The organism is Bacillus sp. z60-11 (assembly GCF_046464135.1).
Taxonomy (GTDB): Bacteria; Bacillota; Bacilli; order Bacillales; family Bacillaceae; genus Bacillus; species Bacillus sonorensis_A.
This window is the reverse complement of record NZ_JBIYSN010000005.1, coordinates 40,982-60,184: the sequence shown is the minus strand read 5'-3', so window position 1 is coordinate 60,184 and position 19,203 is coordinate 40,982. Positions and strand designations below refer to the sequence as shown.

The 19,203-nt window shown below is 47.2% G+C and carries 16 protein-coding genes and 1 pseudogene; 6 read left to right on the top strand and 11 right to left on the bottom strand.

Annotated elements, in window-relative coordinates; all coding sequences use genetic code 11:
• Positions 1 to 116: 116 nt before the first annotated feature.
• From ACINLD_RS14930 to ACINLD_RS14910, 5 genes are read right to left on the bottom strand one after another with little or no spacing between them, the layout of a single operon-like run.
• Positions 117 to 3,053 (bottom strand): glycoside hydrolase family 3 C-terminal domain-containing protein, encoded by a 2,937-nt coding sequence (locus ACINLD_RS14930; RefSeq protein WP_077735582.1) that lies wholly within the window; start codon positions 3,051 to 3,053, stop codon positions 117 to 119.
• Between the two features lie 14 nt (positions 3,054 to 3,067).
• The gene (gene yicI, locus ACINLD_RS14925; RefSeq protein ID WP_077735581.1) at positions 3,068 to 5,380 is read right to left on the bottom strand and encodes an alpha-xylosidase; all 2,313 of its coding nucleotides are present in this window, start codon (positions 5,378 to 5,380) and stop codon (positions 3,068 to 3,070) included.
• A gap of 19 nt (positions 5,381 to 5,399) precedes the next feature.
• A complete protein-coding gene (locus tag ACINLD_RS14920; RefSeq protein ID WP_026588763.1) occupies positions 5,400 to 6,218 on the bottom strand; it encodes a carbohydrate ABC transporter permease in 819 nt (272 codons plus the stop codon).
• Positions 6,219 to 6,220: 2 nt separating this feature from the next.
• Entirely contained in the window at positions 6,221 to 7,111 is an 891-nt protein-coding gene (locus ACINLD_RS14915; RefSeq protein ID WP_077735580.1) for a carbohydrate ABC transporter permease, read from the bottom strand.
• A gap of 11 nt (positions 7,112 to 7,122) precedes the next feature.
• Positions 7,123 to 8,340 (bottom strand): ABC transporter substrate-binding protein, encoded by a 1,218-nt coding sequence (locus ACINLD_RS14910; RefSeq protein ID WP_026588761.1) that lies wholly within the window; start codon positions 8,338 to 8,340, stop codon positions 7,123 to 7,125.
• 235 nt (positions 8,341 to 8,575) lie between these two features.
• Here ACINLD_RS14910 and ACINLD_RS14905 point away from each other — a divergent pair, with 235 nt between their 5' ends.
• The 4 genes from ACINLD_RS14905 to ACINLD_RS14890 all read left to right on the top strand — a co-directional run bounded on the left by ACINLD_RS14905 (position 8,576) and on the right by ACINLD_RS14890 (position 12,504).
• Complete coding sequence (locus tag ACINLD_RS14905; RefSeq protein ID WP_409444270.1) at positions 8,576 to 10,690, top strand: heavy metal translocating P-type ATPase; 2,115 nt, start codon at positions 8,576 to 8,578, stop codon at positions 10,688 to 10,690.
• 124 nt (positions 10,691 to 10,814) lie between these two features.
• A complete protein-coding gene (locus ACINLD_RS14900) occupies positions 10,815 to 11,510 on the top strand; it encodes a DsbA family protein (RefSeq protein ID WP_026588759.1) in 696 nt (231 codons plus the stop codon).
• On the top strand, positions 11,500 to 11,913 hold the full coding sequence (locus ACINLD_RS14895) for a disulfide oxidoreductase (protein ID WP_026588758.1): 414 nt from the start codon (positions 11,500 to 11,502) through the stop codon (positions 11,911 to 11,913). Before ACINLD_RS14900 ends, ACINLD_RS14895 begins: the two co-directional genes overlap by 11 nt.
• Positions 11,914 to 12,018: 105 nt before the next feature.
• Positions 12,019 to 12,504, top strand: a complete 486-nt coding sequence (locus ACINLD_RS14890) for a GNAT family N-acetyltransferase (protein WP_026588757.1) — start codon at positions 12,019 to 12,021, stop codon at positions 12,502 to 12,504.
• Between the two features lie 132 nt (positions 12,505 to 12,636).
• On the opposite strand, the pseudogene ACINLD_RS14885 reads toward ACINLD_RS14890, so the two are convergent.
• From ACINLD_RS14885 to ACINLD_RS14875, 3 genes and pseudogenes are all read right to left on the bottom strand, one after another.
• Positions 12,637 to 12,762 (bottom strand): annotated as a pseudogene (locus ACINLD_RS14885) (hypothetical protein); the annotation flags it as partial.
• A gap of 29 nt (positions 12,763 to 12,791) precedes the next feature.
• The gene (locus tag ACINLD_RS14880) at positions 12,792 to 13,064 is read right to left on the bottom strand and encodes a hypothetical protein (RefSeq protein ID WP_051290434.1); all 273 of its coding nucleotides are present in this window, start codon (positions 13,062 to 13,064) and stop codon (positions 12,792 to 12,794) included.
• Complete coding sequence (locus tag ACINLD_RS14875; protein ID WP_409444446.1) at positions 12,955 to 13,179, bottom strand: GrpB family protein; 225 nt, start codon at positions 13,177 to 13,179, stop codon at positions 12,955 to 12,957. Before ACINLD_RS14875 ends, ACINLD_RS14880 begins: the two co-directional genes overlap by 110 nt.
• Positions 13,180 to 13,269: 90 nt before the next feature.
• Here ACINLD_RS14875 and ACINLD_RS14870 point away from each other — a divergent pair, with 90 nt between their 5' ends.
• Positions 13,270 to 13,878, top strand: coding sequence for a trimeric intracellular cation channel family protein (locus ACINLD_RS14870; protein ID WP_026588756.1), 609 nt, complete (start codon positions 13,270 to 13,272; stop codon positions 13,876 to 13,878).
• A gap of 93 nt (positions 13,879 to 13,971) precedes the next feature.
• Here the strand turns inward: ACINLD_RS14870 and ACINLD_RS14865 are convergent, their stop codons facing one another.
• Positions 13,972 to 14,781, bottom strand: coding sequence for a hypothetical protein (locus ACINLD_RS14865; protein ID WP_026588755.1), 810 nt, complete (start codon positions 14,779 to 14,781; stop codon positions 13,972 to 13,974).
• A 356-nt stretch (positions 14,782 to 15,137) separates the two neighbouring features.
• Here ACINLD_RS14865 and helD point away from each other — a divergent pair, with 356 nt between their 5' ends.
• Positions 15,138 to 17,474: an RNA polymerase recycling motor HelD gene (gene helD / locus ACINLD_RS14860; protein ID WP_410207051.1), complete on the top strand. Its 2,337-nt coding sequence runs from the start codon at positions 15,138 to 15,140 to the stop codon at positions 17,472 to 17,474.
• Here the strand turns inward: helD and ACINLD_RS14855 are convergent, their stop codons facing one another.
• The gene (locus ACINLD_RS14855; protein ID WP_026588753.1) at positions 17,475 to 17,885 is read right to left on the bottom strand and encodes a DUF5412 family protein; all 411 of its coding nucleotides are present in this window, start codon (positions 17,883 to 17,885) and stop codon (positions 17,475 to 17,477) included.
• A gap of 59 nt (positions 17,886 to 17,944) precedes the next feature.
• Positions 17,945 to 19,093 (bottom strand): aminotransferase class V-fold PLP-dependent enzyme, encoded by a 1,149-nt coding sequence (locus ACINLD_RS14850; RefSeq protein WP_277692943.1) that lies wholly within the window; start codon positions 19,091 to 19,093, stop codon positions 17,945 to 17,947.
• Positions 19,094 to 19,203 lie beyond the last annotated feature (110 nt).

Below are 19,203 nucleotides of genomic sequence, written 5' to 3'. Positions count from 1 at the left end.
TACCTAATGCAACTTTTCTAGAATTCTAATACATATCTCCCAAAATGTAAAGCGTGAAAATACACAAAAAATGACGAAAGCCATGCAGAATCCTCTGCATGGCCTTTTTTATTTTGTCAGCGTTGAAATTGAAAGGTATCGATCGAAATGCTTCCTTGGAAAACGAAATAAATATGGTGTGTTCCTACTGTTCTTTTGACGGGTGTTTCGAGTGTTTTCCAGTTTTGCAGTCCCGATGTGTCAGGGATCTTTAAAGAACCGATTTTTTTGCCTTTTCCCGGATGCCCAAGGTAGATGCCGACTTCTCCGCCTCCGCTGCTTGCGGCTCTGATTTTCAAATGCTTTTCACCTTTGAAGCGGACATCTTTATAGGAGATCCATGCGCCGTTTTCGTCATTTTTGACCGCATCACCGCCTGATTTGGACTCTTCGGTGATCTGTACGCCTTTGTAGTCGTCATAGTTTTCGGCTTTTGTTTTTTGCGCCGGGTTCCGCTTCGGAATTGTTTCTCCGTCAACAAGGATCGGCTTTGTCCGGCGGATATCTGTTGATGAGCTGCCGACGGCGATTCGGTAAGGGCCTTTTTCAACGGCAAACTTTTCTCTTGTCACATCCCAAAAGGCAAGGTCTGTTTGCTTCAGCTTGAAAGACACGGTCTTCGTTTCCTGCGGAGAAAGCGTGATCCGCTTGAAGTCTTTTAAATCTTGTTTTGCCTGCTTAACCCGTGTTTTAAACCGGGGGGAGGTATAGAGCTGGACGACTTCATCACCTGTTTTGTTTCCCGTATTGGTGATCTTGACTTGAACCGTGACGGCTCCCCGTTTTTTTAAGGTGTTTGAGGAAACGGATAAGCTTGAATAGCGGAATGATGTGTATGATAAACCGTGTCCGAACGAATACAGGGGATCGCCGTCAAAATATTTGTACGTTCTCTTTCCTTTGATGATGTCGTAGTCCGTCATATCAGGGAGGTCCCTGGCAGATGTGTACCACGTTTGTGTTAACCGTCCCCCGGGATTTTTATCACCGAAGAGGATGTCGCTCAGAGCGCTTCCCGCTTCCTGTCCCCCGTGGGAGGTATACAAAATCGCGGGGATGTGTCTGTCGGCCCAATTCAGTGCGAACGGATAGCTGCTGATGACGGCTAGCACTGTGTTCGGATTGGCTTGATGGACGGCTTTGATCAGCTCTTCCTGGGCGAAAGGAAGCTTGATATCCTCTCTGTCTTCGGTTTCCCGGCCGTTGATGTAAGGGTTGTTTCCGACGAAAACGATCGCTTTGTCAGCCGATTTCGCCAATTGGACGGCTTCATCTATTCCGTTTTTGACGATGGTTTTTGCAAACCTTTCTGCCGCTGAAGCCGGTTTTTCCGCGGAGGCCGTTAAGGTGCCGTCTGTTGCGGCGGAGATGTATTTGCCGTTGGCTTTGTTTTTGATAGCGAACGTTCCGTCAGACAGCTTTTCGAACTGAAAGGTTTCGCGAACCGTCCAGCCGTTCGGCTGTTTTTGATTGGCGATTAAACGACCGTCGTCTTGAAGCGAGACATAGCGGCGATTCGCTTGGGCGCGCAGTGTGTATACATCGCCTCCCCAGTCGGCCAAGTCGAATGTCTCATTGTGCTCAAGCTTCTCCGCTGCGGCTGCTAGCGGCTGTTTGCCGCCGCGCCCGGCCGTTACATATTTTCCGGTCAGTATGGATTTGAATCCGGCATGTTCGAGGCCTTCTGCAAAAGAGACACGCTCTTCGCCGATTTTGTCTTTGATTCCGTCAAGCGGGGTGATTTGATAAGGCATCGTACCGCTGTACCAATCTTCATAAAGCGTATTCCCGAGGTGGCCGATGACTGCAATCTGTTCTTTTTTCCGCTTATTGAAGGGGAGAAGCTGTTTGCTGTTTTTTAATAAAACGATTGATTTTTGCGCGGCTTCTTTCGCAAGCCTTTGGTGCTTTGGACTGTTGATGACGTCATCAGTCAGGCGGCTGTACGGATTGCGTTCATCGGGGTCAAATTCGCCTGTGCGAAAGCGGAGGCTGAATACGTTTGCCAATGCCTGATCCAGGTCTTTTTCGGAAATTAGCCCTTTTTTTAACGCTCCCGTGATGGCGTTCTTTGTCAGCTCGGGATTTTGATCCTGATCTGTGAAGCTGTCAACGCCTGCTTTGACAGCGTGGGCATGTGCTTCTTCATGGTTGTCGTAGTAATGGTGGTCATTGACAATCCCTGACGGATCATAAGCATCGCTTACGATAAAGAAATCGTCCCCGGCCCATTTTTGTTTGACAGTGCTTTGAAGGAGCGGGCTCAAAATCGCGGGCTTGTCGTTGATGGAATGGTAAGCGGGCATCAGGCCGAACGCCGCTTTTTCGGTAATGGCCGATTCAAACGGCTTCAAATAATATTCCTGCATATTCCTCGGGTCAATGCTCGCTGAACTGAAGCCCCGGTTCGTTTCCGTATTGTATCCGAGAAAGTGTTTTAAAGTTGGAATCGTTTTCAAATAGAAGGGGTCATCTCCCCTTAACCCTGCCGCATAAGCGGTTGACATTTCTCCTGTTAAAAAAGGGTCTTCAGAATAGCCTTCTTCATTTCTGCCCCATCTTGGATCGCGGAGCAAATCGACGACGGGAGCCCAGACATTGACGCCGTTTGCCGCCGGATCAAGATGATGAAAACCGCGGACCTCGTCACCGACCGCTGAGCCGACCTCCTTGATCAAGGCGCGGTCCCAAGTGTGGGCGAGCCCGACGGCTTGGGGAAAAACGGTCGCTTCCCCGAGCCAGGCAACACCGTGAAGCGCTTCGGTACCCGTCTTGAAAGCAGGAATGCCGAGGCGGGGAATGGCCGGCTGATACTGATGCATCAGCGACACTTTTTCAGCGAGCGTCAGATGGGAGATCAAGTCACTGACTCTTTTCTTAACGGGAAGCTTGGGATTTTGAAACGGGAAATCGTATCTCGGGGCCTTGCCTGCCGCCGGCTGCGGCAGACTGAAACCGGCGGCAAGGAAGGCGCACAACAAAGACAAGAGGAGGATCCGGGTGATCTTCAGCATGTCTTTCACTCCTTTTAGAAAAAAATCACAACATCGCGATCCGCTTCTTTCGGCCGAATCGCACTTCCTTCCTGAAGGGCCTCCAATGATCCGTTTATCACTGTGCTGACGGGGGAATGACCGCGGATCAAAAGCCTCCATTTCTTTTGGGTGCCTTGAGCTTGAACCGTAATGGTGTTTTGCTTTCGAAAAGCCTTGATCGTCATCACTTCGCATCTTTCGTTATATATCGTCCGTTCAGCTGTGCATCCGTCTTTCAAATGGTAGAGGCAAAACGAAACATCATCGAGGTAGTCGTAATCAGGACGGTCTGCTTCACAGCCGAGCGGCAGCAGCGTGTTTTCCCTGACGAAGAGGGGAAGCCCCATATAGCCGTATTGCTCTTCCTTCCACTCTCCGCCTTCGGTGTCTTCTCCTGTTAAAAGGTGTGTCCACGTTCCTTTCGGCAGATAGTAGCTGACAGCGCCGTCTTCCCGAAAAATCGGCGCGACAAGCAAAGCATCCCCCAGCATATATTGTCTGTCAAGAAAGTCGCAAGTTCTGTCTAGAGGGAATTCGAGCAGCATCGCCCGCATCAGCGGGACGCCTTCTGTGTGCGCTTCATATGCGGCGGCATACAGATAAGGCATCAGTCTGTGCTTCAATTTGACAAAATACCGCATCACATCTGACGCTTCTTCGTCAAACAGCCACGGCACCCTGTACGATTCGCTGCCATGGAGGCGGCTGTGCGTCGATAAAAGTCCAAATGCCGTCCAGCGTTTATACAAGTCGGCAGTCGCCGTGCTTTCAAAGCCGCCGATGTCATGGCTCCAAAACCCAAAGCCGGAAAGGGAGAGGGACAGGCCGCCGCGCAGGCTTTCCGCCATTGAATCATAGCTGGCAAAACAATCTCCGCCCCAGTGAACGGGAAACTGCTGACAGCCGGCAGTCGCCGAACGGGCGAAGACGACGGCTTCCTGTTCACCGCGTTTTTCCTTCAGCAGGTCAAACACGGTTTTGTTATATAAAAATGAATAATAATTATGCATTTTCTCAGGGTCTGACCCGTCAAAATAGACCGCATCCGCTGGAATTCTTTCGCCGAAATCCGTCTTAAAGCAGTCGACTCCCATATCCAGCAGTCTTTCAAGCTTTGAACAGTACCAATCGCGCGCTTTCGGGTTGGTAAAGTCGACGATCGCCATTCCCGCCTGCCAGCGATCCCACTGCCAGACATCGCCCCGGGCGTTCATTAGAAAATAACCGTTTTCTTTGCCTTCTTCAAAAAGCTTTGATTTTTGAGCGATGTAAGGGTTGATCCAGACGCAGATTTTAAGCCCTTTGTCTTTCAAGCGGCCGAGCATTTCCTGCGGATTTTGAAAAAAGCGCTCATCCCATTCAAAATTGCACCATTCGAATTCTTTCATCCAAAAACAGTCAAAGTGGAAGACGCTGAGCGGAATATCCCGCTCCTTCATGCCGTCGATAAAGCGGTTGACCGTCTCTTCCGAATAATCGGTTGTAAAAGATGTCGACAGCCACAGTCCAAACGACCATGGCGGCGGAAGAGCCGGTTTTCCTGTCAGACGGGTGTAATTCTTAAGCACTTCTTTTGGTTCTGATCCGCTGATAATGAAATAATCAAGCGATTCGCCTTCAACCGAAAATTGCGCTTTTGAAACGACTTCAGAACCGATTTCATAAGAGACGAGTTCAGGATGATTGACAAAGACGCCGTACCCTTTGTTCGACAAGTAAAACGGGACATTTTTATAGGCCTGTTCAGTGCTTGTGCCCCCGTCCTTGTTCCAGATATCAACGCTCTGGCCGTTTTTCACAAATGCCGTAAAGCGCTCCCCGAGGCCGTAGATCATTTCACCGACGCCGATATCGAGCTGTTCCCTGATAAAGGTGCGTCCGTCATCGCCCGCGATGTAGGCGAGGCTGTTCGGCTCGCTGCCTGTGAGCTTCTGTCCGTCCCGCGAAAATTGATAGCGCCAATCTTGTTGATTTACGGTGACGCTTAAGCGGCCGCTTTTCAGCGTCAATTCATTGTCCGTATTTGAAACGAGAGGCTTCGTGTCTGTCATTTGCAGCTTAAATTCCGGTTGTTTTGGCGACCTTCCTTTATAATGAAAAACCTGCACGCGGATCACATCCCTAAACGGGCTTGAAAACCTGACGGTGAGCATGCGGGTATCCAGCGTGTCTCCTCTTTTTTGAATCGCTTTGACGGGTCCGTAAACCGTTAATGAATGTTCATCAATCCGGTGGTCGTAAGCTTCTTTTGGCGTGCTGATCTCATACCCGTCACGGGTCAGCCAGTAGCCGTCGGAAAATTTCATGGTAAAGCACCCTTTCTTTTTACTTGATTGAACCGCTGACAAGCCCTTTGACAAGATGTTTTTGCAGCATGACAAACATGATGATGACCGGAACAACCGAAATGACGGCAAATGCCATCAGATGATTCCACTGAATGCCGTATTGGCTGATCACATTGTAGATGCCCGCCGTAAGCGGCCACAATTCCTGGTTTCTGTTGAATGTCATGCTGTAAATTAAATCGCCCCATGCGAAAAAGAAGGAAATCGCTCCGCTGACGGCAATTCCCGGCATGGCAACAGGCAAAATGATGCGGACAAACGCTGTAAAACGGCTGCACCCGTCAATTTTGGCGGCATCTTCAAGCTCCTTCGGTATCCCGAGAAAAAAGGTTCTGAGCATCAAAACCGAGAAAGGGATGCCAAGTGTTGCGGCGGCCAAAATCGGTCCGATGTACGTGTTGAGGATGTGCAGCTTGTTAAACGCGATAAACAGCGGCGTCAAAATAACGGTCGCCGGCAGCATCTGCGTCACCAGAAACAACAGGATGAACCATTTCCTGCCGCGGATTGGAAAGCGGGCCAAACCGTAGGCGGAAGGGACGGCCAAAAGCAGAACAATCGCGGCCGCAACTCCCGAAATCAGCACGCTGTTCATGAAATGTCCGGTGACACCCTCTTTAAAAACAGCTTGAAAATTGGAAAGCTGGAATGTCTCAGGCCACAAGGAAGGCGGCATCTTAAACAATTCGGCTTCGCTTTTCAAGGCCGTGACGATCATCCAGTAAACGGGAAAGAGAAACACAGCCGTGATGAAAATCCCGATGATGTTGAGGAGCCATTCTTTTCGTCGCGGCATGACTACATCACCTCATCTTTTTTAATCAGCCGCAGATAGACGAGACTGACCAAAAGGAGAATCAAAAACAAGACATTGGCGCTGGCAGCTCCCATACTGAACTGAAACTCGTTAAAAGAATAGCGGTAGCTCACGGTTGAAAGGACTTCGGTCGACTGTACCGGACCGCCGCCCGTCATCACAAAGACAAGGTCGAACACTTTGAAGGTGTAAATAAAGCCGAGCATCATGACGACGGTAATCACCGGGCGCAATAAGGGCAGGGTGATATGGATGAATTTCTGGAAACGGCCTGCGCCGTCAAGGCTGGCGCTTTCATAGACATCTTCCGGAAGCGAACCGAGGCCGGCGGATATGAGCAGCATATTGAAAGGGATGCCGACCCAGATGTTGGCGATGATGACAGACCAAATCGCAACATTCGGGTTTGACAGCCATGGGACGGGGTGGTCAATGATGCCCCATGAAAGCAGGAGCTGGTTGAAAACCCCTTCACCCGAAGCCATCATAAATTTAAATAAAAGCGCCGTAACCGTCAGCGGAATCAGCCAGCTTACCATCATCAGCCCGCGGAGAAACGGGGCGAGGCGGAACTTCATGCTGAAAAACAAGGCCAGCAAAAAACCGGCCGCAAATTGAAAAACAACGCTTCCGACGGTGTAAAGCAGCGTGTTTTTCAAAGAAACCCAGAATACGTTTTCTTGAGCGAGCCGCTTGTAATTTTCAAACCCGACAAAGCCGGCGTCCTGGGAGGCGAAGTTGGCAAGCGACAGGTTCTGAAAACCGAGCAGAATATTGTAGATCAAGGGATAGCCGATCAGGGCCAACATAAACAGGACAGCCGGAAAAATAAAGAAATACCCTTCCCATTTTCGGACGAACGCTTTGATCATGATCAAACTCCTTATTTTAGTGTTTCGACCTTCCGTGCGGCCTCATCCAGCGCTTCCTTCGGTGTTTTGCTTTCACTCAGAGCCTGCTGAAGAGCCATTTGCAGCGATTCGGAAATGTGCGGCCAGTCTTTGGAAGGCCCCCGCGCCGATGCGATATCCATGATCGGGATAAACGACTTTAGATTCTGATCCGTTTTCCAATGATCCGACGATTCGAGCAGATCTTTCCGCGGCGGAAAAACGCCGGTTTCCGCCGTCAGCGTTTCAAGCCGGCCGGGATCGAGGAGCCAGGTGATAAAATCCCATGCACCTTCGGTATTTTTCCCTTTGACAACGGCGAGATTTTCTCCGCCGAGAGCAGATGCATATCTTTGATCTTTCGGGATAAAAGTGATGCCGTAATCCAGTTGTTCGGCTCCTTTTAACCGTTCAATATTCCAGGAGCCGTTGATCATCATGGCGAGCTGTCCCGCCGCAAACTGTCTGGCCAGATCATCCTGTGTGGCGTTTAACACTTCTTTGCTCATCGCGCCTTCCTTAACTAAATCGGTTAAAAATTGCAGGGAATGTTCGGCTTCCTTTGATTGGAGGCTGTCAAAATCTGCACCCGCAGACAGGAGGAACGGGTAAAATTGAAAAGCGCCTTCCTCCGATTTGACCGCCGACATCGCAAAGCCCTTCGTCTGGCCTTTGCTCGCTTTTTTGGCCGCTTCCTTCAATTCGTCCCACGTTTTCGGCGGCCCCGTCACTCCGGCCTCCTGGAGCAGATCGTTGTTGTAAAACAACGCCAGTGCGTTGCTTGCAAACGGAATGCCGTAATACTTTTCTTGATAACGGGCCGATGATAAAGGTCCTTCATAAAACTGATCGATCTGCCCCCATTTTTCAATTCTGTCCGTCAAATCCTCAAGAACACCCATTGCGGCAAATGAAGCATTGTCGACATTGTCGAGAAACACCGCATCAGGCAGCGCATTTCCGGCTGTCCCCACGGAAAGCTGCTTTTTAACTTCGTTAAAAGGGATGTATTCTGTGACCACTTGAAACCGGTCCTGTGATTGGTTGTACTGATCGACCAGTTCATGGTAAAGCTCCTGCTGTTTGCCTGTGAAATAATCCCATACTTTGACTTCTTTTGCATTCTGCCCATCTGTACCGTCACCGCTGCATCCGGAGGCAAACACGAACAAAAAGGCGAGGCAGATCATCATCAGACATCGTTTTTTCAAAGACGCTCACTCCTTGTGAATGAAAGCTTGTTAGTTTAATAGCTAAACTAAGTATATTGAGACAGCGTTTCCAATATGCCCATTTGCGTTTTACCGGCAAGAAAAGGGACCGATTCATACAAAAGAGCGATTGACACATTTTCCGGATCGAGCATATAATAAGGTTACATAATATATGCATATATGCTCATATATAAAATGAACCGTCACGGCGCTTAAAAGAAAGGTGAGAGAGATGGACAAAGTGAAGCAAGAATACATGCTAAACGGCCTTGACTGCGGGAACTGCGCGCAGAAAATTGAAAATGAAATCGCCGGCATGGAAGGAATTGATGCGTGCTCGGTCAATTTTGCCACAACCACTCTGACCGTCAGGGTCAACAAAGACACAAGCCAAAACATATCCTCGGAAATCGAGAAAAAAGTGACGGCCATTGAACCGCACGTACATGTGGCACTGAAGGAAGGCGCCTCTTCTTCAACGCATACCGCAGGAAAGCGCATGAAAAAAACGATCGCAAGACTGATCGCGGGAACCGTTCTCGGAGCGGCAGGCTTTCTTTTTTCTGCCGGCGGTGCACCTGAATTTCTCTTCTTTATCCTTGCTTATCTTCTCATCGGCGGTGACGTCGTGTTAAGAGCGGTTAAAAATATGTTTCGCGGCCGGGTTTTTGATGAGCATTTCTTAATGACGATCGCGACGATCGGCGCATTCATCATCAAGCAGTACCCGGAAGGTGTCGCCGTTATGCTGTTTTACCAAATCGGCGAGCTGTTTCAGGGAGCCGCTGTCAACCGCTCGCGAAAATCGATCAGTGATTTGATGGACATCCGCCCCGACTACGCCAATCTGCAAACAGAGGACGGGACGGCCAAGGTATCCCCGGACATTGTCAAAGCAGGCGATGTGATCATCATTAAACCGGGGGAAAAAATCCCTCTTGACGGCAAGGTTTTAGAAGGAAAGTCGATGGTTGATACTTCTGCGCTAACCGGGGAATCCGTGCCGCGCGAAGCGGCGCCCGGGGAAGAGGTGCTCAGCGGCTTTGTCAATAAAAACGGCGTGCTCAAAGTCGAAGTCGTCAAGGAATACAGCGAATCGACCGTATCTAAAATTCTTGATTTGGTTCAAAATGCGAGCGCAAGAAAAGCGAAAACCGAGAACTTTATCAGCAAGTTTGCCAAGTATTATACGCCGTTCGTCGTCATTGTCGCCCTTCTTCTCGCATTTGTGCCGCCTTTGATCGTTCCGGGAGCTCTATTATCGGATTGGGTTTACAGAGCGCTTGTCTTTTTGGTCATTTCTTGTCCATGCGCGCTTGTTGTCTCTATTCCGTTAGGCTTTTTCGGAGGCATCGGTGCGGCATCAAAAGCCGGCATTCTGGTCAAAGGAAGCAATTATTTAGAAGCGCTCAATGATGTCAAATATGCTGTATTTGATAAAACGGGCACATTGACAAAAGGTGAATTTGCCGTCGTCAAACTGACACCGGCCCATCAGGACATAACGGAGGAAAAGCTCCTTGAATACGCGGCGTTCGCCGAATATCACTCCGCACATCCGATCGCCGAATCGATCCGCGACACATACGGGAAATCCGTATCAGCCGAAGCCATTCAAGATTACAATGAAATATCCGGCTACGGGGTGAAGGCGGAAGTGAACGGAACGGTCATTTTGGCCGGAAACGCCAAACTGATGGAGAAAGAAAATGTTCGCTATCAGGAGAAAAACGGCATCGGAACGGTGATATATGTGGCGGCCGACGGAGAGTTTATCGGTTCGATTTTGATTGCCGACGATATAAAAGAAGATGCCCGGCAGGCGATTTCATCCTTGAAAAAAGCGGGTGTTAAGAAAACGGTGATGCTGACGGGAGATGCAAAAGAGGTCGGCGAAGCCGTTGGGAAGGTGCTTGCCATTGATGAAGTGCATGCGGAGCTGCTTCCGCAGCATAAGGTTGACCGGATTGAAGAACTTGAAGGGCGGAAGCTCCGGAAAGAAAAGCTGCTTTTCGCCGGAGACGGAATCAATGATACACCGGTCTTGGCGAGGGCGGATATCGGAATTGCGATGGGCGGCCTTGGTTCTGATGCGGCTGTTGAAGCCGCCGATATCGTCATCATGACGGATCAGCCGTCAAAAATCGCTGAAGCGATCGGCATTGCCAAACGGACGAGAAGGATCGTCTGGCAGAATATCATGTTCGCGCTCGGCATTAAAGGCGTTTTTCTTCTCTTGGGCGCGTTCGGCATCGCGACGATGTGGGAAGCCGTATTTTCAGATGTCGGTGTCACGCTTCTCGCTGTTTTAAATGCGATGCGCGTATTAAAAGTCAAGGAAATGTAACTTTTTTTCCGTCCAAAGAACTGGAAAATCATTTTTTGGCATCTTCACGAACACGGCTTGTCTTGTTAAAATGAAGAAGATATAAAACTGATGGTACAAAAATAAGAAATAATGAGGTGTCTAAGTGAAAAAGAAACAGCAGTCACCGATGAAATTTGCAGTGATCATGACAGTCGTGGTCGTTTTTCTGATCGGAGCGCTCGTCGTTTTGAACAATCAAACAAAAAACGCTTCACAAAACTACGATGAAAAGCCGTCAACAGAAGGACAGCCGATTCTAGGGGACAAAAACGCGGCCGTGACGGTGACCGAATTCGGAGATTACAAGTGTCCGAGCTGCAAACAATGGACGGAATCGGTATTTCCTGATTTGAAAAAAGATTACATCGACAAAGGAAAAATCAATTTTTCATATATTAATTTCGTCAATGAGCAGCACGGCAGAGGATCAGAGCTGAGCGCCCTCGCTTCTGAACAGGTATGGAAGGAAGACCCTGATTCATTCTGGGCGTTCCATGAAGCTTTATTCAAAGCGCAGCCGGACAACGATACGATGGAAAATGAGTGGGCGACACCGGCCAAATTGGCGGACATTGCCGAAGCCCATACAAAGGTGAAGGGTGACAAGCTTGTCAAAAGCTTGAATGATAAGACGTTCTCTGAACAGCTGGGAACGGACGAGTCGCTCATCAGCCAATACAATGTGGACTCGACGCCGACCATCTTTGTCAACGGTGTAAAGATCGATAAACCATTTGATTATGACAAGATCAAAGAAGCGATCGAAAAAGAGCTGAAAGGCAACTCGGATGAGAAATAAAGCAGTCTTTCTGTACGGCGCCTGGATCGTTGCTTTGACCGCGACCCTCGGCAGCCTGTACTTTAGCGAAATCCGTCAATTCATTCCTTGTGAACTGTGCTGGTATCAGCGGATCATGATGTATCCGCTGGTGCTGATTCTCGGGATCGCCACGTTTCAAGGTGATGTCAAGGTTAAAAAATATGTGCTGCCGATGGCGATCATCGGCGGGTGCATTTCCCTGATGCACTATTTGGAGCAGAAGATACCCGGCTTTAACGGCATTAAGCCGTGTGTGACCGGTGTGCCTTGTTCAGGGGAGTACATCAATTGGTTCGGCTTCATCACGATTCCGTTTCTCGCCCTTACCGCATTTATTTTGATCATTATTTTGATGTGTTTTTTGAAGGGGAAAGAGGAGTAAAAGAGCATTGTCAAGCAATGCTCTTTTTTTCATGCCATCTACCTCTTTACAGTTATCAATGTTATAATATTTGAAATTATTGAATGATTTGGAAGGGTGATGGAGTTGGAGTTTGACATACGCAAAATGGAGATGGAAGACATTGCTTCCGTTCAGCAGGTTGCAAAAACGAGCTGGAATGATACGTATGATGGCATTATTCCCCGCAGTGTTCAAGAGGAATTTCTGCAGTCCGCATACAGCGATGAGAGAATGCTTGAGCGTATGGAGCGCTCTTTGATTCTCGTGGCAGAAGCGGGCGGGGAAATCGTCGGTTTCGTCAACTGCTCCTTTGTCAAAGAAGGAGGGGAGGCGTATCTCGCGGCCATTTATTTATATCCGGAATACCAAGGAAACGGCATTGGGTCCGCACTGCTTAAAGAGGGGATCAAGCGCTTGGAGGGTGTGAACAAAATCTTTGTAGAAGTGGAGAAAGATAACCGCACCGGAAAACATTTTTATAAAGCGAAAGGTTTTGAGGAGATTTCCGAATATGAAGAAGACTTTGCAGGACACAGCCTCAAAACAGTCAAAATGGTTTTAGACGTATAAGACCGGTTTTTGCGGTCTTATTTACTTTGTCATTTGCACATAATAATACAATAAGACAGCCATGATGAACGCAATCGCAATCGTGATCAATTTTTGTTTTGTCTTTTTAAACATGCAACATGCTCCTTTCGTTTATTCCTGATGTTTTGCTTTTGCAATGACCGCTCTAATGAACGGTTCTTTCCCCTTTGTGTAAGAGGTATATGGAAAGCGGCGGGCCAAGTCTTTTTTCAATGATTCATAGGCTCGCCTCGTCCTTGGGTCCTTTCTTCATTCATTTCGGAATTTCAGCTGATTTTTCCACTCTTCGCTCTGAAAAACATAAATATCCAGATGGTGTGTGCCGGCCCGCCATTTTCCTTTTCGAAAAAAGCGCATTGCCGGAAATGCTTCGTGTATGACATTTCATAGCCCAGCTTTTGCAGCGGTTCAATCAAGCGTTCAGCATCATCAAGGCGCTTGACGCCGGCCATGATATCGAGGGACCGGCTTTGCGGCAAGGCCGGGAACAGCGGTGCTGCCGATGTGTTCGATTGCGAGAAACAATGTTCCGCAGACATGGCTGAGCTTCTCTTTTTCCGCTGCAAAATCCTTCGCCTTAGGAGACTTTTGCTTTTTCGATGATGATTCCCTGTTCCATGTTTTTTGCTCTCCAAAAATAGGTCGTTTTTTTATTATAAGACATTTTGTTTCACAGGGTTGATTTAAATGATTGAGAAGTTATAAAATCAAAAAGATTGAAGATGAGTATGGAGGACACCTTAGATGGCTTGGGAAGCGTTGAGCATCATCGGAACGATCGCTTTTGCGATCAGCGGAGCGATCGTCGCAATGGAAGAAGAGTATGATATTTTAGGAGTTTATATTTTGGGAATTGTCACCGCCTTCGGAGGCGGCGCGATCAGAAATCTGCTGATCGGAGTCCCCGTGTCCGCTCTCTGGGAGCAGGGAGCCCTGTTTCAAATCGCTCTTATTTCGATTACGTTTGTCTTTTTGTTTCCGAAGCTGTTGTTGAAGCACTGGAAGATATGGGGAAGCTTTTCAGATGCGATCGGATTATCCGCGTTTGCGATCCAAGGGGCGTTATATGCCGTACACATGAACCATCCGGTCAGTGCGGTGATCGTTGCTGCGGTTCTCACGGGAAGCGGCGGCGGAATGATCAGGGATCTATTGGCCGGGCGCAAGCCGCTTGTTCTGAAAACGGAAATTTACGCCGTGTGGGCCGCTTTAGGCGGATTGGTGATCGGAATGGGCTGGGCGGAGAAGCCTCTCACATTGTATATGCTGTTTGCCGTGCTTGTGGCCTGCAGAGTATGCTCCTATATGTTTAACTGGAAGCTGCCGAACCGATCGCTCAGGTCGAACGGCTGAACAAATACCATCCGTGATCACGGATGGTATTTTATGATTAATTTATTCCGAGCGAAAGTGAATGATTGAAGCTGTCTACATCAAAGTGAACGCTTAAGTTCTATTCCTGTTTTGAGGTGATTTTATTTCTTTATATATATTTATTCCAATAAAAATCAATATACCAAGTATACTGTAAATAAAAGAAATAACTAAAGCTCTATGATATGACGTGGGGATTGAAAATAATAATATCAAAGGTAAGTAGACAGAAAAAAGCAAGATGAAAACCGATTTTCTATTCACTAAAACCCGTCTTTTTTCGAGAATATCATCAAAACATGCAATGAGTAATAATACAAGAATGATTGCAGCTACCAGTTTTGTTTCGCCCCAAAAATCACCTGATAACACAGTTGCTAAAGTTAAATACAAAACTGCAATAACAGAAATAATCGGAGGTATAAATGAATCTTTTAAGATCGAAAACATTCGAGTGAAGGTTTCTAAAATACTCTCACTGTAAAGTGTATTTTCATGAATTTTTATCAGTTTAGTAGCCTTAACAATCTCCTTTTTTATTCTTTTTGGTTTGCAATTTTCCTCATCATCCAAAATATTTCTGATATTTATATACGATTTGAAATCGAGTAAAGGCAATTTTGTTTCTATAAATGCCAAAAAAGCCTTTTCTTTTTCGATGGTATCTCCTGATTCAATAAGATGGTACTGCTCTATGATTTCAGAAAAAATATGTAAGCTTTGTTCTCTTTGAGTTTTCCTAAGTTCTTTCTCATTCTCGTAAATAGTCTTGGTTTGTCGACTTAACCATATCGTAAATATAAAAAAACATGTTATGGTTATCCCTAATAAAGTGTCATTCCCGGTTAAAGTATTGACCGCATCATAAATCATTTTATCCAATTTATTCTCTCCTAAGCCAAGATTAAACATTGATCATTATAACATTCTTTAACAATGTCGAATATTCCCGTGAATAGGTGTTAGTAACCTTGAAAAGAAATTGGAAAATTATACAGGTAATTGTGTTTAAAGAGGAAACATGCTGGTATTAAGATGGTCTTATGTCTTCTGATAACCATAACAGAAAAACCGATTTTTCAAATCAATGAAAAATCGGTTTTTCTGTTGCTTTCATTCACGCTGATATGATAAGATGAAGTGTGTTTTAACACAAAATATCATTTTTTATATTTTTATCCATATTTATTTTATCACGGATATTTTTCAATGTCAAATCTTTTTAGGGAGTGATTTTGATGCAGGAGGCCAATCAAGAATGGCTTGAAGAAGAAAAACGAATTGGACTCGTTTTAAAAGAATTGGAGCAAAAGCTTCATTCTCTAAAGGAGAAGACCGGCGGCTTAAAGGAGGATATCATCGGTTTAAGAAAAAACTTTTGGGATGATGTCTCCTTGAACCTGGCTGATGACATTGAAACGGCCGAAACATTCTCAAGCATTCAACAGCAGGCGGGGATTTTGTCAGAAAGGGAAAGAAGCCATAAGCAGTTTTACAGCCAATTGAAAAAACTCTTAAAAGTGAAGGAATCGCCGTATTTTGGCCGCGTCGATTTTTTAGAGGATGGGGAGGAACAGGTTGAATCTGTTTATATCGGGCTCAGTTCACTGATGGATGAGAAGGAAGAGCAATTTTTGATATACGACTGGCGGGCACCGATTTCCAGCTTGTTTTACAACTATCCGCCCGGACCCGCCCAATATGAGGTTCCGGAAGAGACGATAAGCGGGACGGTCGAGCTGAAAAGGCAGTTTCTCATCAAAAACGGGCGGCTGAAAGCGATGTTTAATACAGATATGGCGATTGGTGATGAAATGCTGCAGGAGGTGCTGGGGAACCAGGCCAATACCCGGATGAAAAGCATTGTCGCCACGATTCAGAAAGAGCAAAACCAGATCATCCGCAATGAAAAAAGCCGTTATTTAATTGTTCAGGGAGCGGCGGGAAGCGGTAAAACGTCGGCGGCGCTGCAGCGGGCGGCCTATTTGCTGTACCGCGGACGCGGACGGATCGAATCCAATCAAATGCTTCTTTTTTCGCCGAACCTTCTTTTTAACAGCTATGTTGCCAATGTCCTGCCTGAGCTCGGGGAAGAAAACATTCAGCAGACGACATTCCAGGAGTATGTAACACGCCAGCTCGGAAAGCAGATATCTTGTGAAACGTCGTTCGATCAATTGGAGTTTTGTCTGACGGCTGCAGAACGCGAGGACGGCCGGATTCGGCAGAGAGCGATTGAGTATAAATCAAGCCTTGCCTTCAAAACCTTGATTGATGATTATGCGCGATTTTTGGCAAAAGGAAATATATTGTTTAAACATATCGTGTTCCGCGGCAGCAAAATGGTGTCCGCTGAGCAAATTCACGATTATTTTCAAACGTTCGACGCCTCAACCCCGCTTCCGCAGCGAATTGAAATGACAGCGAAATGGCTCTTGTCGGTGTTGAAAAAAGAAGAACAGCAAGAAAGAAAAAAAGACTGGCCTCTTGAAAAAAGCGAGCTGCTGGATAAAGAGGAATATTTGCAAGTCTATCAGCAGCTGCAAAAAGAGCGGAAATTTGCCGGAGACACCTTTGATGATTATGAAAGAGAGCAGAAGCTGCTTGCAAAAATCATTGTCGAAAGGGAATTCAAACCGCTGAAGCAAGCGGTAAAGGCTTTGGGCTTCATTGATTTCAAGAGAACATACTTGCAGCTTTTTTCAGACTGGCACGGTGGAGCCTGCCGTCCGGAAGGCTGGAGAAGCATTTGCGAATATACGGCGGAAACCTTTCGCTTCAGCCGGCTTCCGTATGAAGATGCCGTTCCTTTTTTATACTTGAAAAACAAAATGAAGGAAAGGGAGAAAAATACCGCGATCCGCCATGTGTTTATCGATGAAGCGCAGGATTACTCGCCGTTTCAGCTGGCTTTTTTAAAGGAGATGTTCTCTGCAAGCAAAATGACGATTCTAGGCGACTTTCATCAGGCGATTTTTGCCCATACCCCCGATCAAAAAGAGCTCCTTTCAGAAGGCGTGTTTGAGGGGGAGAAAATGGAGATGGTCAGGCTGATGCGAAGCTACAGATCGACTAAGGAGATCGTCGAGTTTACAAAGCGGCTGCTCAAGGGCGCCGGAGAGATCGAGGCGTTCAACCGCAGCGGTGTAAAACCGGTGCTGACGGTTTCGGATGATGCCTCTCTGCATCATGAAAGGATCGCGTCCTGCATTGCGTCCCTTCAAAATGAAGGACGGGAGACGATCGCGGTCATCTGTAAAACGGTTCAGGAATGCAGAGAAGCGGCAAAGCATCTGCAAAAGCAGACAGAGCTGAAGCTGATTGATAAAGAAACACGCACATTCCAAAAAGGCGTGATTGTCATCCCCGTCTACTTGGCAAAAGGGATTGAGTTTGACGCCGTCATCCTTTATGACAGCTCGGAAAAACGATATTGGCGGGAAAGCGAGCGGACGCTGTTTTATACCGCCTGTACAAGAGCGATGCATGAGCTCCGGCTTTTTTCGCTTGGAGAGGAAAGTCCGTTTTTAAAAGATGTTCCAGACCGGTTGTACACGCTGAAGAGAGTGACATGATCACTCTCTTCGCCAATCATATGTATCTGTACGGACGTCGAGCACCTTGTTATTAATCGACACATGGCGGCGGTCTTTCCATTTGACATTCGCCTCGTATTCTTGCTTCCCCCAGTACAAATTTCTCCGTTTGCCGGTCGAGACTGTTGTCACTTCGGCTCTGATTGAATACCCGTTGGCTGCCCCGATTTTTTTTACTCTGTAGATATCCAATTTGTATTTTTGATTTGGAGATGTGGAGGATTCAATCCATTCACCCTTCGGCAAGTGGTTCATCGAGTAAAAATGGGTGTATACGATATAGCTGATGGGAATGCCTGCTGCAAGGATAACGGCCAACAGTGTAAATAAAACTTTGCGGCGGTGTGTCTTTTTCATCTCTTCTAAGTCCTCGTTGACATAACGCTTCAATATATCTCATTCCTTGATGAAATGTTTGCTAATAGTTTAAGTAAAAAATCCTAATCTGTCTATTTTAAAGTACGACGATGAATCAATGCGGCCAGCTCATCGACTGCGTGCGCGATGTCCTCTTTCGTATTATAAAAATGGGGGGCGATTCGAACCGCTCCATTTCTTGCTGATGTGATGATATTTTTTTCTCTGAGCAGCGCTTCGATCTGCGTCGCATCTTTGACGCGGAATGAGGCCAGGCTCGATCTGTTATGAAGGTTTTGAGGCCCGATGATCTGCAAGCCTTTATCAGCGCCGTACTGCAAAGAAAATCGGGCAAGCTTTTGCAAATAAGCTTCGATCTCTTCCGGCCCGGCCTCAAGCAAGAGCTTTAGCGCCGCATCAGCCGCATAAAGGCCGATGAATGATGGTGTTCCGGTCTCAAAACGTTTAGCCCCCTCTGCAAAGCCTGAATGGAGCAAATCAAAGGAAGACGGCCGGCTCTTTCCAAACCACCCGGTTAATTTTGGCCTCAACTGTTCGCAAAGTTCGCGTCTGACATACAAGAACGCCGTTCCCGGGATGCCGAGCATATATTTTCGGGTACCAGCGGCAAGCATATCGATTTTCATGTCTTTGACATGTATCGGAATATGTCCTGCCGATTGATAGGCATCAACAAACAAAAGCGAGCCTTTGTGATGAACGATTTCCGCTATCTCTGTCAAGCTTTGTTTTACGCCATTGCAATAAGAGACATGCGGGACACAAGTCAAAAGCGTCTGATCGTTGATTTCTTTTTCGTATTGCTCTGTGCGAATCATCCCGTCTTGACTGTGTATCACAGTCAGATGATGGTTAAAGCGGTCTTGAGCGAGCCAAATCTGGCCGATGGCAGGGAAGTCAAGGTCAGTGAAAGCAATCTGGCGCCTTTTGGGATGTTCGGGCAGGGAAACGGCAATAGCGGAAACCGCGTCGGAAACAGATGGCACAACGGCGATCTCGTCTATTTCCGCCCCGATCAGCCGGGCGAACTTCTCTTTCGCTTCCTCCATCTTTGCAAGGTGCGCCTGCCAATTCGCACCTGTTTCAAGCAGTGTGCTGTGATATTTCTCGATTGCCCTTGCTACAGGCAGCGCCAAAGCGCCTCCCGAGCAGGCGGCAAGGTGGACGTATTTTGTTAATACAGGAAACAAAGCGCGATAGATATGGTAAGGATGCTCCATCATTTTCCCTCCTCGGGTAACACTTCGTTTTCACCTGCGACAACACCTCTTTTCCGATCGCATGTATATGTTCCTTGATTTCATCAATACTGAACAAAGAAGAACACATA

Bases quoted from the DNA above. Each gene is read 5' to 3' on its own strand.
- ACINLD_RS14915 (WP_077735580.1), bottom strand. From the start codon at position 7,111: ATGATCAAAGCGTTCGTCCGAAAATGGGAAGGGTATTTCTTTATTTTT.
- ACINLD_RS14930 (WP_077735582.1), bottom strand. From the start codon at position 3,053: ATGCTGAAGATCACCCGGATCCTCCTCTTGTCTTTGTTGTGCGCCTTC.
- ACINLD_RS14880 (WP_051290434.1), bottom strand. From the start codon at position 13,064: ATGTCTGCGGAACATTGTTTCTCGCAATCGAACACATCGGCAGCACCG.
- ACINLD_RS14870 (WP_026588756.1), top strand. From the start codon at position 13,270: ATGGCTTGGGAAGCGTTGAGCATCATCGGAACGATCGCTTTTGCGATC.
- ACINLD_RS14895 (WP_026588758.1), top strand. From the start codon at position 11,500: ATGAGAAATAAAGCAGTCTTTCTGTACGGCGCCTGGATCGTTGCTTTG.
- ACINLD_RS14920 (WP_026588763.1), bottom strand. From the start codon at position 6,218: ATGCCGCGACGAAAAGAATGGCTCCTCAACATCATCGGGATTTTCATC.
- yicI (WP_077735581.1), bottom strand. From the start codon at position 5,380: ATGAAATTTTCCGACGGCTACTGGCTGACCCGTGACGGGTATGAGATC.
- ACINLD_RS14850 (WP_277692943.1), bottom strand. From the start codon at position 19,093: ATGGAGCATCCTTACCATATCTATCGCGCTTTGTTTCCTGTATTAACA.
- ACINLD_RS14905 (WP_409444270.1), top strand. From the start codon at position 8,576: ATGGACAAAGTGAAGCAAGAATACATGCTAAACGGCCTTGACTGCGGG.
- helD (WP_410207051.1), top strand. From the start codon at position 15,138: ATGCAGGAGGCCAATCAAGAATGGCTTGAAGAAGAAAAACGAATTGGA.